The organism is Pseudomonas sp. LBUM1672, from assembly GCF_059695655.1.
In genome coordinates this window covers 5972297-5985528 of record NZ_CP166781.1, presented here as the reverse complement: position 1 = coordinate 5985528, position 13232 = coordinate 5972297, and the positions used below count along the sequence as shown (strand labels likewise).

Here is a 13232-nt window from a genome sequence, read left to right as displayed (position 1 = left end):
ATGTTGGTCGTTTCTTGGCTGTTCTATATCAACGAGCCTTTAGCTTCTGATCGATGGCATCCATCAGCATCCCACCGATGTCGGTGCCGAACGCATTATCAATCTCGCGAATGCAGGTCGGGCTGGTGACGTTGATTTCCGTCAGATGCTCGCCGATCACGTCCAGGCCTACGAACAGCAAGCCTTTCTCACGCAGGGTCGGGCCGACCTGGGCGGCGATCCAGCGATCCTTGTCGGTTAGCGGACGGGCTTCGCCACGACCACCGGCCGCAAGGTTGCCACGGGTTTCACCGGCAGCCGGGATCCGCGCCAGGCAGTAATCCACCGGCTCGCCGTCGATCATCAGGATGCGTTTGTCGCCATCGACGATCGCCGGCAGGTAACCCTGGATCATGATCTGCTGCTTGCCGTGCAAGGTCAGGGTTTCGAGAATCACCGACAGGTTCGGGTGGCCGGCGGTGTGACGGAAGATCGACGAACCGCCCATGCCGTCCAGCGGCTTGAGGATCACGTCGCCGTGGTGATCGGCGAATTCACGCAGCACGTCCGGGCGACGGCTGACGATGGTCGGCGGCGTGCACTGCGGGAAGAGGGTGGCGAACAGCTTTTCGTTGCAGTCGCGCAGACTCTGCGGTTTGTTGACCACCAGCACGCCAGCGCGCTCGGCTTGTTCCAGCAGATACGTGGAGTAGACGAACTCCATGTCGAACGGCGGATCCTTGCGCATCAGGATCACGTCCAGATCGCTCAGCAGCGCGTCGGTCTCGGCTTCCAGTTCAAACCATTTTTCCGGGTTGGCAAACACTTTCAGCGGACGCATCCGCGCCCGGGCTTCGCCTTCGGCCTGGTACAAATCGCTCTGTTCCATATAGAACAGTTCCCAGCCGCGCTTCTGTGCGGCCAGCAGCATGGCCAGCGAGCTATCCTTTTTATAGGAAATGCTGGCAATAGGATCCATGACAATCCCGACGCGAACGCTCATGGGTTTTTCCTCGAATTTGGGTGGTCCGGATGGACACGAAAAAGTGGCGTCAGATTGGCGCTCAGTGTGTTCCCGGTCAAGGAAAAACCACCGCGCCAGTCCCCCGATAGATTGCATTTGGAGACTGTGCTAAAAAGGCTGCCATATCGTTCTGGCCCTTAAACATCAAGGGTTTCGAGCCTCCGGTTATCGGAAATGGACAATTTGATTCGCAAAGGCGACGGCAGAGCATTTATGGAACAGCATTCCAGCGCCTTGAAGGTCATGGTGATCGACGATTCGAAGACGATTCGCCGCACCGCCGAAACGCTGTTGAAGAACGTGGGGTGTGAAGTCATCACGGCCATCGACGGTTTCGATGCCCTGGCCAAGATTGCCGACAATCACCCCGGCATCATTTTTGTCGACATCATGATGCCGCGCCTGGATGGCTATCAGACCTGCGCGTTGATCAAGAACCACAGTGCGTTCAAGTCCACGCCAGTGATTATGCTGTCGTCCAAGGACGGGCTGTTCGACAAGGCCAAGGGGCGCATCGTCGGCTCCGACCAGTTTTTGACCAAGCCTTTCAGCAAGGAAGAACTGCTGAACGCGATCCAGGCCCATGTACCGGGTTTCGCCGCCGTTTTGCCGCAGTAGGACACGCACAGTGACGCTCGGCCAGCGGGCCCGGCGTCGACAAGAATGGGGAAGACCATGGCACGTATTCTGATCGTCGATGACTCGCCGACCGAAATGTACAAACTGACCGGCATGCTGGAAAAGCACGGTCATGAAGTGTTGAAAGCCGAAAACGGCGCCGACGGCGTGGCCCTGGCCCGCCAGGAAAAACCTGACGCGGTATTGATGGACATCGTCATGCCCGGCCTCAACGGTTTCCAGGCGACCCGCCAGTTGACCAAAGACCCGGACACCGGCCACATCCCGGTGATCATCATCACCACCAAGGATCAGGAAACCGACAAAGTCTGGGGCACACGCCAGGGCGCCAAGGACTACCTGACCAAACCGGTCGATGAAGACACCCTGATCAAAACCCTGAACAACGTGCTGGCCGGTTGATCGTGCGGCCATGACCGAGTCGCTGACGGCTTTCGAACTGCTGCTGCAGATCGACCAGCGCTGTCGTCTGCTGGCGGCGGATCTGCCGTCCCAGCCGACCCGGCAGGATCGCTGGAGCGGTATCGGTTTTCGCCTGGGCGAGCACTGGTACGTCGCGCCCATGGGCGAAGTCAGCGAGGTCCTGCACGAACCGCGTTTCACCCAATTGCCGGGCGTCAAACCCTGGGTCAAGGGCGTGGCCAACCTGCGGGGGCGATTGCTGCCGATCATGGATTTGTGCAGTTTCTTCGGCCATGAGCAGTCGACCCTGCGTAAACAGCGGCGGGTGTTGGTGGTGGAGCACGGCGAAGTGTTTGCCGGGTTGATGGTCGATGAAGTCTTCGGTTTGCAGCACTTTGCTCAGGACAGCCTGGAGCCGGTGGCGATGGCCGATCTGCACGGGCCGATCGCAGCGTTCGTCCAAGGCCGGTTTCAGCGTGAGCAGACGTGGCAAATATTCAGCCCGTTTACGCTGGCGCAGTCGCAAAGCTTCATGCATGTAGCGCTGTAAACGAAATGACCAGATCCAATGTGGGAGCGAGCCTGCTCGCGATTGAACGATAACGCGGTGATCCTGATGCAATGCGGCGCCTGAATCGCGAGCAGGCTCGCTCCCACAGGGGTCTTGGCTAGGTTTACAGGTGTGGGTTAACAGGCGAGGACCGATGATAAAAACAAAAACAGGCAAGCCAGAAGGATCGCGCAGCCGCTCGCAGATCATCGTGCTGTTCATCGCGCTGATCATCTTCATCATGCTGCTGTTCGCCAACTTCGCTTACCTCAACACACAAGCCACGTACGACAAACAGTACATCGGCCACGCCGGCGAGCTGCGCGTGCTGTCCCAGCGCATCGCCAAGAACGCCACCGAAGCCGCGGCCGGTAAAGCGGCGGCGTTCAAGCTGCTGAGCGATGCGCGCAACGACTTCGCCCAGCGCTGGGGTTACCTGAAGAAGGGCGACCCGGCCACAGGCCTGCCGCCGGCACCGTCTGCCGTGCGCCCGGAAATGCGCGCCGTGCAGCTGGATTGGGAACGCCTGCTGAAAAACACCGATGCGATCCTCTCCAGCGAGCAGACCGTGCTGTCGCTGCATCAGGTCGCCGCCACCCTGGCCGAAACCGTGCCGCAGTTGCAGGTCGAATACGAAAAAGTTGTCGAGATCCTCTTGCAGCGCGGCGCACCGGCCGCTCAGGTGGCCATGGCCCAGCGTCAGTCGCTGCTGGCCGAACGCATCCTGGGCGCGGTGAACACCGTGCTGTCCGGCGATGAAAACTCGCAACAGGCCGCCGACGCGTTTGGTCGTGACGCCGCGCGGTTCGGTCAGGTGCTCAACGGCATGCTCCAGGGCAATACTTCGCTGCGAGTCAGCCAGGTCGAAGACCGCGACGCGCGCGCACGCTTGACCGAAATTTCCGAGCTGTTCGAATTCGTCTCCGGCTCGGTGGATGAAATCCTCGAAACCTCGCCGGAGCTGTTCAAGGTTCGCGAATCGGCGACCAACATTTTCAGCCTGTCACAGACCCTGCTCGACGAAGCCTCGCTCCTGGCCACCGGTTTTGAAAACCTCGCTGGCGGACGCGACACCGACACCATCGGTGGCTACGTGCTGGGCCTGCTGGCGCTGATGTCGATCATCCTCATAGGCCTGGTGATGGTGCGCGAAACCAATCGTCAGCTGCGTGAAACCGCCGAGAAGAATGAGCGCAACCAGAACGCGATCATGCGCCTGCTTGACGAGATCGAAGACCTCGCTGACGGCGACCTCACCGTGACCGCCTCGGTGACTGAAGACTTCACCGGGACCATCGCCGACTCGATCAACTATTCCGTCGATCAACTGCGCGACCTGGTGGCGACCATCAACCTCACCGCCGGCCAGGTTGCCGCCGCCGTGCAGGAAACCCAGGCCACCGCCATGCACCTGGCCCAGGCTTCGGAACATCAGGCGCAACAGATCAGCGAAGCCTCCACCGCGATCAACGACATGGCGCAGTCTATCGACCAGGTCTCGGCCAACGCTGCCGAATCCTCGGCGGTAGCGGAACGTTCGGTGGAAATCGCCAACAAGGGCAACGAGGTGGTGCACAACACCATCCACGGCATGGACAACATTCGCGAGCAGATTCAGGACACCGCCAAGCGCATCAAGCGCCTGGGCGAGTCTTCTCAGGAAATTGGCGACATTGTCAGCCTGATCGATGACATTGCCGATCAGACCAACATCCTCGCGCTCAACGCGGCGATTCAGGCTTCGATGGCCGGTGACGCCGGGCGCGGTTTTGCGGTGGTGGCTGACGAAGTGCAACGCCTGGCCGAGCGTTCGTCCGCCGCCACCCGGCAGATCGAAACCCTGGTGCGGGCGATCCAGACCGACACCAACGAAGCCGTGATTTCCATGGAACAAACCACCACCGAAGTGGTGCGCGGCGCGCGTCTGGCGCAGGATGCCGGGGTGGCCCTGGAAGAAATCGAAGGCGTATCGAAGACCCTGGCGGCGCTGATCCAGAGTATTTCCAATGCCGCGCAGCAACAGACGTCTTCGGCCGGTCAGATTTCCCTGACGATGAACGTGATCCAGCAGATCACCACGCAGACGTCATCGGGCTCGACCGCCACTGCCGAGAGCATTGGCAACCTGGCGAAAATGGCCAGCCAGCTGCGGCGCTCGGTGTCCGGGTTCACCTTGCCGGCAGCCAAGGCGCAAGCTGTGGATAAAGTGTGAAACGCCCGCAGGCGTTCGGTTTTTTTGAGTAGAGCAGTGATTTGGAGTGGTTATGGGTGATCGGCACGACTATGTGGCCCTCGAATGGGTCAAAGGCGAGATTGCCGAAACGCTGAAAGTGGCTCATCAAGCGATCGAAACCCTGCTTGATGACCCCCAGGCGACGCACGCCCTGAGCGATTGCCTGGCGTGCATCCATCAGGTCCACGGCAGTTTGCAGATGGTCGAATTCTACGGCGCGGCCCTGCTCGCCGAAGAAATGGAACACCTGGCCACCGCCTTGCAACAGAACCGCGTCAGCCATCGCGACGAGGCGCTTCACCTGTTGCTGCAAGCCCTCGGGCAACTGCCGATTTACCTCGACCGGGTGCAAGGTGCACGCCGTGACCTACCCTTGGTGGTGCTGCCGCTGATCAACGACTTGCGCAGTGCCCGGGGCGAAACCCTGCTGTCGGAAACCAGCCTGTTCAGTCCGCAACTGCCCGACCTGCCGGCGCTGGACGAAGCGTCGCTGGCACTGCTTGAACCGGCGGATTTACCCAATGTGCTGCGCAAGTTGCGGCAGATGCTGCAAATGGCGTTGGTCGGATTGCTGCGCGAGCAGGATGACGACAATAACCTCGTTTACCTGACCAAGGTTTTTTCACGCCTTGAAGGGTTGTGCGGCAACGCACCCCTGAGCCCGTTGTGGCAAGTCGCCTCGGCGCTGGTCGAAGGCATGCGCGGGGGCTCGATCGCCAACAGCCCGGCGCTGCGCAGCCTGTTCAAGGACGCCGACAAAGAACTCAAGCGCCTGCTCGAACAAGGCATACGCGGCATCAATCAGCCGGCACCGCCAGAGTTGCTCAAGAGTTTGCTGTTCTACATTGCCAAGGCCGAACATCCCACCGGGCAGATGCTGACCATGAAAGATCGTTACTCACTGGACGACGCGCTGCCTGACAGCGCAATGGTGGACGAAGAACGCGCCCGCCTGGCCGGTCCCGACCGTGACGCCATGCGCTCGGTGCTGGCCGCGCTCTGTGAAGAGCTGGTGCGGGTCAAGGAACGCCTCGACCTGTTTGTGCGCAGCGACCGCCAGCACACCTCGGACCTCGAAACCCTGCTGGCGCCGCTGCGGCAAATCGCCGACACCCTGGCGGTGCTGGGTTTCGGCCAGCCGCGCAAAGTCATCATCGATCAACTGGCGGTGGTGCTGAGCCTCGCTCAGGGCCAGCGCGAACCCAACGACGCCATCCTCATGGACGTCGCCGGGGCCTTGCTCTACGTCGAAGCGACACTGGCCGGCATGGTCGGCACCGTGGAGCCGGAGAGCCAGGAAGAAAGCCACCTGCCGACCACCGATCTGACGCAGATCCACCAGATCGTGATCAAGGAAGCGCGCATCTGCCTGCAACAGGCCAAGGACATGATCGTCGACTACATCGACGCCGACTGGGATCGCCAGCATTTGCAGGCATTACCGGCCTTGCTGACCCAGGTGCGCGGCGCGCTGTCGATGATCCCGTTGAGCCGTGCGGCGAGCCTGATCGAAGCCTGCAACCACTTCATTCGCGAACATCTGCTGCTCGATCCGGGCCAGCCCGGCTGGCAGGAACTGGACAACCTGGCCGACGTCATCACCAGCATCGAGTATTACCTGGAGCGTCTGAGCGACGACCCCGAGGCACCTGGCGAACAACTGCTCGACGTGGCGGAAAAAAGCCTCGCATCCCTCGGGTTTTTCCCCAGCGAACAGCAAGTGCCGATGCTCGAGGATGTGCTCAGCCCGAGTGAAGTCCAAGTGATGCAGGACCTGCAGGCACTTGAGGATCCGGATACCGTCCAGTCGCTGGCCGACGTCTTGGCCAGCCCGGTGTCTTCGGTCAATCCGCCGGCCCTGACTACACCGGGCAGCCTGTTGCCACCGCCCGCCGGCGAAGAACCGGTGGACGATGAGCTGCGGGAAGTCTTCCTCGAAGAAACCGATGAAGTCCTGGAAATCCTCCGGGAATACTTGCCGCGCTGGACGGCCAATCCGGACGATAAAGCCGCGTTGAGTGAATTGCGCCGGGCGTTCCACACCTTGAAAGGCAGTGGTCGGATGGTCCGTGCGCTGGTGCTGGGCGAGCTGGCGTGGGCCGTGGAAAACCTGCTCAACCGCGTGCTGGAGCACAGCGTTGCGCCGGGGGCGGCGGTGCAACAATTGCTCCGCGATGCACTGGACCTGCTACCGGATCTGGTGGCTGAATTTGCCGCCAATGCCCAGCGCCAATGCAATCAGGTCGATCAACTGGCCGCGCGCGCCCATGCCCTCGCCAAGGGAGATTTACCGGCCAGCGATGAAGACACCCAAGACGTCGCGGCCCTCGATCCGCTGTTGCTGGAGATCTTCCGCAAAGAAGCCGAGACCCATCTCGCCAGCCTCAACCGCTTCCTCGACCAAGCCGCCGAGCATGTGCCGTTGCAGGCCAGTGACGAGTTGCAGCGCGCATTGCACACCTTGAAGGGCAGCGCCTCGATGGCCGGCGTATTGCCGATCGCCGAGCTGGCGACGCCGCTGGATCAACTCGCCCGCGAATACAAGGCGCACCTGATCGCCCTCGACCTCGACGAAGTCGAACTGCTGCTGGAAGCCGAAGGTCTGTTCCGTCTCGGGCTGCGGCAACTCAAAGATGATCCGCTGGCCGAGATACCGGATGCTGATTCACTTATCGAGCGCACCAAAACGCTGCTCGCCGAGCGTCTGGATGCGCTGTTGAAAGCGCCGAACACCGCGCTGCGAATCAAGCGTGATCCGCAGCTGATCAACAACTTCCTGGCCCAGGGCATGGACATCCTGCTCGACGCCGAAAGCCTGTTGCAGCGCTGGCAGCAGCACCCCGGCGAGCGTCAGGAACTCAGCGCGTTGCTGGATGAATTGACTACTTTGGGTGAAGGCGCGCACCTCGCCGATCTGCACCCGGTGGACGAACTCTGCGAAGCGTTGCTCGACCTGTACGGTGCGGTGGAAGAGAGCAGCCTGGCGGTCAGCGACCGCTTTTTCCACGAGGCGCAAAGCGCCCACGAAGCGCTGATCAACATGCTCGACGAACTGGCTGCCGGTCAGGAAGTCAGCCCACAACCGGAGCGCATCCGGGCGTTGCGTGGCTTGCTCGATGAAAGCCTGGATCCGTCGTCCATGGGCCTGATCCGCAGCGACGGCAGCCGCACCCTGAGCATCCGCGAACTGGGCAGCGCCACCGCCGAACTGGAACAGACCGCGACTCAGGTCGAACTCGATGACGAGATCGTTTCGATCTTCCTCGAAGAGGCAGTGGATATTCTCGAGAGCGCCGGCCAGGCCTTACAGCGCTGGCTGAGCGACCCGGACAACGCCGCGCCGTTGTCATCCTTGCAGCGCGATTTACACACCCTCAAGGGCGGCGCGCGGATGGCCGAGGTCGAACCGGTCGGCGACCTCGCCCATGAACTGGAGAGTCTTTACGAAGGTCTGGTGGATCGCCGTTACAGCCACAGCGAAACCCTGGCGCAGCTGCTGCAACAAAGCCATGACCGCCTCGCGGTGCTGCTTGAACAGTTGCAGAACCAGCACACCCTGGGCGCCCCGAACGAACTGATCGAAGCGATTCGCGAGTTCCGCCACGGCAACACCCACACTGCCGAAGCGGCAGAACCCGCGCCGGCCAATGACTCGCCGGGCCATGACCCCGAGCTGCTGGAGATCTTCCTTGAGGAAGGTTTCGACATCATCGAAAACTCCGGCGCGGCCCTCGTACGCTGGCAAGCCGAGCCGTCGAACCGTCAGGAAGTGGAAACCCTGTTGCGCGACCTGCACACCCTCAAGGGCGGCGCGCGAATGGTGGAAATTGCGCCTATTGGCGACCTCGCCCATGAGCTGGAATTCCTCTACGAAGGCCTCTCCGCTGGCGTGCTGCAACCGACCCCGGCGCTGTTCGCGCTGCTACAAAGCAGTCACGACCGACTGGCGCAAATGCTCGATGCCACCCGCGCCGGTCAGCCGTTGCCGTCGGCCGATCGGTTGATCGACGCGATCAAGAATTTCAGTCATCCATCCGTTCCCGATACGCCGCTGGTGGTGCCCGCCACGCCGAAACCCGAGACCCCGGCGCCGCAAGTCGAAGCGGGCGCCGACATGGTCAAGGTCTCGGCTGAACTGCTCGACGATCTGGTCAACCTCGCCGGCGAAACATCGATCTTCCGTGGCCGTATCGAGCAACAGGTCAACGATGCGCAGGTGGCCCTGAGCGAGATGGAAACCACCATCGAGCGCATGCGCGACCAGTTGCGCCGGCTCGATACCGAAACCCAGGGACGGATACTCAGTCGTCAGCAAGTCGACGCCGAACGCCTGGGCTACGAAGAATTCGATCCGCTGGAAATGGACCGTCACTCGCAGTTGCAGCAACTGTCGCGGGCGCTGTTCGAATCCGCCTCCGACCTGCTCGACCTCAAGGAAACCCTCGACCGACGCAATCAGGACGCGGAAAACCTGCTGCAACAGCAGGGCCGCATCAACACCGAATTGCAGGAAGGCCTGATGCGTACGCGCATGGTCCCGTTCGAGCGCATGTTGCCGCGTTTGAAGCGCATCGTCCGTCAGGTTTCCGGTGAGCTGGGCAAGGACGTCGAATTTATCGTCGGCAACGCCGAAGGCGAGATGGATCGCAGCGTGCTTGAGCGCATGGCGGCACCGCTGGAGCACATGCTGCGCAATGCCGTGGACCACGGCCTGGAATCGGCCGAGGTGCGTATCGCGGCGGGCAAACCGGCTCAAGGGCGGATCACCCTCGACCTGTCCCGCGAGGGCGGCGACATCATTTTCGACATCCGCGATGACGGCGCAGGCGTGCCGCTGGAGGCGGTGCGACGCAAGGCGATCAAGCGTGGCTTGCTGGCCCCGGACGCCGATATCAGCGACCGCGACGTGCTGCAATTCATCCTGCAACCGGGGTTCTCCACCGCCGAGAAAATCACCCAGATTTCCGGGCGTGGCGTGGGCATGGACGTGGTTCACGAAGAGGTTCGGCAACTCGGCGGTACCATGGTCATTGACTCGACACCGGGGCAGGGCGTGCATTTCCGGATTCGCCTGCCGTTCACCGTGTCGGTCAACCGTGCGTTGATGGTGCAGTGCCTGGAAGATCAATACGCGATCCCGCTGAACACCATCGATGGCATCGTTCGCGTGTTGCCCAATGAACTCGAAGGGCATTACCGGCTTGATCCGCCGACTTACGAATACGCCGGGCAGCGTTATGAACTGTGTTATCTGGGCGAGCTGCTGAAAACCAGCACTCGTCCGAAACTGTTGGGCCAGAGCCTGCCGCTGCCGGTGTTGCTGGTGCAATGCAACGAGCGGCACATCGCCGTGCAGGTTGACTCCATGGCCGGCACGCGCGAGATCGTGGTCAAAAGCCTCGGCCCGCAGTTTGCGGCGGTGCAGGGGCTGTCCGGGGCGACGATTCTGGGCGATGGCCGGGTGGTGCTGATTCTCGATTTGCTCGCGCCGATCCGCGCCATGCAGGCCCAGGCGCCGCAACGGACGCAGACTCAGGACCCGGAAATCGAGCCGCATAAGCCGCTGTTGGTGCTGGTGGTCGACGATTCGGTGACCGTGCGCAAGGTCACCAGCCGCCTGCTCGAACGCCACGGCATGAACGTGCTGACCGCCAAGGACGGGGTCGACGCCATGCTGCTGCTCGAAGATCACCTGCCGGACGTGATGCTGCTCGACATCGAAATGCCGCGCATGGACGGCTTCGAAGTGGCGACCCAAGTGCGCAGCGATGAACGTCTGCAGCACTTGCCGATCATCATGATCACCTCCCGCACCGGCCAGAAACACCGCGACCGCGCCATGGCCATCGGCGTCAACGACTACCTCGGCAAGCCGTACCAGGAATCGGTGCTGCTCGACAGCATCGCGTTGTGGAGCAAAACCCATGCTTGAGCACCGTACCTCCAATCTCACCGGCCTGCTGTTGCCCCTGGCCGACCGCAACCTGATCCTGCCCAATGTGGCAGTGGCGGAGTTGATTGACTATCAACCGGGGGCGTTCGATCTTGACACGCCGCCGTGGTACCTGGGGTTGGTGACGTGGCGGGACCGGCAGATTCCGTTGCTCAGTTTCGAGTCGGCGTGCGGCCAGAAAATCGTCATCGGCGAGCGGGCGCGGATCGTGATTCTCAATGCACTGGGTGGACGGCCGGAGTTGAAGTTCATTGCGTTGCTGGTGCAGGGGATTCCGCGGTCGTACAAGCTCGACAGTCAGTTGAGTTACGTGGATGTGCCGTTGTGTCCGCTGGAGCAGGCGGCGGTGCAGGTGGGGGAGCAAGTGGCGAAGGTGCCGGACTTGCTGGCGCTGGAGGAGTTGTTGGTGAGTGCCGGGCTAGTCTGACCCGTATCCTGTGGCGAGGGAGCTTGCTCCCGCTGGGTTGCGAAGCAGCCCCAAAATCTCCGGCGAACCGATTATTTAGCGACTGCTGCGCAGCCGAACGGGAGCAAGCTCCCTCGCCACAGGGGGTGTGCACTAGACTTTGGCGCGCATCTGCATCTGCAACGCCTCGTTATGATCCAGCGCCCGCTCCACCAACAACTGCACCCCATCGGCCATTCGACTGAGCGCCAAGGCTACCGACCGGCGCGAACCTTCAACATCGTCCGCCAGATCGGCCGCAATGGCGCTGATCGACAGCAAGTCTTCGGAGGCGTTGGCCAAAAGGGCTTCGGTGTCGATGTCGGGGGAGACGGTGAAGAGAGGGTGTTTGCGGCGTTTGGCCGGTTTTTCGTGAGCGGGAGGGAAGTAATGGGCGAAGGCGCGGTCGGCGGCTTCCTTGAGTTTTTCGGCTTCGAGGACTGCCTCGGGATCGGTGTCGGTTTCCGGGGGATTGGGAGTGGCTTTGAACATTGTGAATCTCCGTCAGGGGTTGAGGCTGACCCATTCGGTTTCCACGCGAATAGGTGGCAGCTGTACGCGGCTGGAAACCCGGGGTAACGGAGAAACCCGGCAGACGGTTAAGTCTCCCGCGCACAGCCGCCATAACGGAGTGCACACAATAAAGGTGCGCAAGCATACGTTATGAAGGACGCTTTTGCGCCCCGTCACTTATGGGGTTTCCAGCCCCTATCGCTGATTTGGCAGCGACTCACAAACGATAAAGCTCAGCGCAAAACCCCACCAGTCAGCGGCTTCCGGCATTGCTGTAGGTGGCGACGTCACGCCGTGTAGCCTCCCACCCTTGCAGCGGACAAACTTTTAAACACAAACCTCCAATCGACCGGCAAAAGTTGAAGATTCCCAAAAAGGGACCTATCATTCCCTTTTTGGGACTCATCGGTTGCCACTGTGAAAAACCTTTCCCTCAGCGAAGCCCTGTTCACCACCACTCAGCAAAAAGTGCTGGGCTTGTTGTTCGGCAAACCCGACCGAAGTTTTTACGCCAACGAGATCGCCCGCTGGGCTCAAGTGGGTAAAGGCAGCCTCATGCGCGAGCTGGATCGGTTGCAACAGGCAGGCGTGTTGACCCTGAGCCGCCAGGGCAACCAGACCCACTATCAAGCCAATCCGCAGTGCCCGATCTATGCCGAGCTGTTGGGCATCGCCCGCAAAACGTTTGGCATTGCCGAGCCTCTGCGTCAGGCGCTTCAACCCTTTGCTGAACAGATCACCTGGGCATTTGTGTACGGTTCAATCGCCAAGGATTCGGCAAACGCATCCAGTGACATTGATCTCATGCTGATCGGCGAAGGCCTGCACTACAGTGAAGTGATGGAACGGCTTATGCCTCTGGAGGAGCAATTAGGCCGCGTCCTCAATCCGACGCTCTACACCCCCGACGACTGGGCCGCAAAACTGACGGCTGAAAACAGCTTCGTCGTGCGGGTAGCGCAGCAGGACAAGATCAACCTGATGGGGGAAAACCCTTTGGAGTCCAAGGATGGGCAGCAACGAGAATCTGGAGAACCTGTTACGTAGCGGTGGACTGAAAGCCGAGCCGCCGGATCGCAAGGAATGTGAAGGGCTGATGCGTTCGGCTGTGGATCGATTGAAAGATGCGCAAACATGCTCGCTGTCCTTCGCAAGTCGATTCGACCTGGCTTACAACGCTGCCCACGCGCTTGCACTGACAGCTCTTCGCTTGTGTGGCTACCGTTCGGACAAGCGATATCTGGTGTTCCAGTGTCTGGTTCATACCGCAGATATCGGCAAAGTACAGGTTCGGTTGTTCGCCCTGTGCCATGAGCGACGAAACCTGGCGGAGTACGAAGGTTACATGGATGAAGATCCGGCGTTGTTGGCGCAGCTGTTGGAAAGTGCTGAGCAGCTTTTGATTCGGGTGCAGGAGCAGATGATCGGGCTGTAGTGCTTCGGCATTGAAAACTACGGTGATTGTTCCGGCCCCATCGCGAGCAGGCTCGCTCC

Annotated in this window: 10 protein-coding genes; 8 read left to right on the top strand and 2 right to left on the bottom strand. The window is 61.0% G+C overall.

Annotation, left to right across the window (positions count from 1 at the left end; genetic code table 11):
* Positions 1 to 28: 28 nt before the first annotated feature.
* Positions 29 to 982, bottom strand: a complete 954-nt coding sequence (gene gshB / locus ACA053_RS27395; RefSeq protein ID WP_109635581.1) for a glutathione synthase — start codon at positions 980 to 982, stop codon at positions 29 to 31.
* A gap of 234 nt (positions 983 to 1216) precedes the next feature.
* On the opposite strand from gshB, the gene pilG reads away from it, so the two are divergent.
* From pilG to ACA053_RS27365, 6 genes are all read left to right on the top strand, one after another.
* The gene (gene pilG, locus ACA053_RS27390) at positions 1217 to 1621 is read left to right on the top strand and encodes a twitching motility response regulator PilG (protein ID WP_010466861.1); all 405 of its coding nucleotides are present in this window, start codon (positions 1217 to 1219) and stop codon (positions 1619 to 1621) included.
* Positions 1622 to 1678: 57 nt separating this feature from the next.
* On the top strand, positions 1679 to 2044 hold the full coding sequence (gene pilH, locus ACA053_RS27385; RefSeq protein ID WP_109635579.1) for a twitching motility response regulator PilH: 366 nt from the start codon (positions 1679 to 1681) through the stop codon (positions 2042 to 2044).
* 10 nt (positions 2045 to 2054) lie between these two features.
* The gene (locus ACA053_RS27380) at positions 2055 to 2594 is read left to right on the top strand and encodes a chemotaxis protein CheW (RefSeq protein ID WP_109635577.1); all 540 of its coding nucleotides are present in this window, start codon (positions 2055 to 2057) and stop codon (positions 2592 to 2594) included.
* Positions 2595 to 2748: 154 nt separating this feature from the next.
* Complete coding sequence (locus ACA053_RS27375; protein WP_497394106.1) at positions 2749 to 4806, top strand: methyl-accepting chemotaxis protein; 2058 nt, start codon at positions 2749 to 2751, stop codon at positions 4804 to 4806.
* A gap of 52 nt (positions 4807 to 4858) precedes the next feature.
* Entirely contained in the window at positions 4859 to 10759 is a 5901-nt protein-coding gene (locus tag ACA053_RS27370; protein WP_497394105.1) for an Hpt domain-containing protein, read from the top strand.
* Positions 10752 to 11207, top strand: a complete 456-nt coding sequence (locus ACA053_RS27365; protein ID WP_497331573.1) for a chemotaxis protein CheW — start codon at positions 10752 to 10754, stop codon at positions 11205 to 11207. The genes ACA053_RS27370 and ACA053_RS27365 overlap by 8 nt, the downstream gene beginning before the upstream one ends.
* Before the next feature lie 132 nt (positions 11208 to 11339).
* Here ACA053_RS27365 and ACA053_RS27360 read toward each other — a convergent pair whose 3' ends face one another.
* Positions 11340 to 11717 (bottom strand): DUF6124 family protein, encoded by a 378-nt coding sequence (locus ACA053_RS27360; protein ID WP_083375549.1) that lies wholly within the window; start codon positions 11715 to 11717, stop codon positions 11340 to 11342.
* 438 nt (positions 11718 to 12155) lie between these two features.
* Between ACA053_RS27360 and ACA053_RS27355 the strand changes: the two genes are divergently transcribed.
* Both ACA053_RS27355 and ACA053_RS27350 read left to right on the top strand, forming a co-directional pair.
* Positions 12156 to 12785 (top strand): nucleotidyltransferase domain-containing protein, encoded by a 630-nt coding sequence (locus tag ACA053_RS27355; RefSeq protein WP_497394104.1) that lies wholly within the window; start codon positions 12156 to 12158, stop codon positions 12783 to 12785.
* Positions 12748 to 13173 carry a hypothetical protein gene (locus ACA053_RS27350; protein WP_497394103.1) on the top strand — a complete coding sequence of 142 codons (426 nt, stop codon included), beginning with the start codon at positions 12748 to 12750 and terminating at the stop codon, positions 13171 to 13173. Before ACA053_RS27355 ends, ACA053_RS27350 begins: the two co-directional genes overlap by 38 nt.
* Positions 13174 to 13232 lie beyond the last annotated feature (59 nt).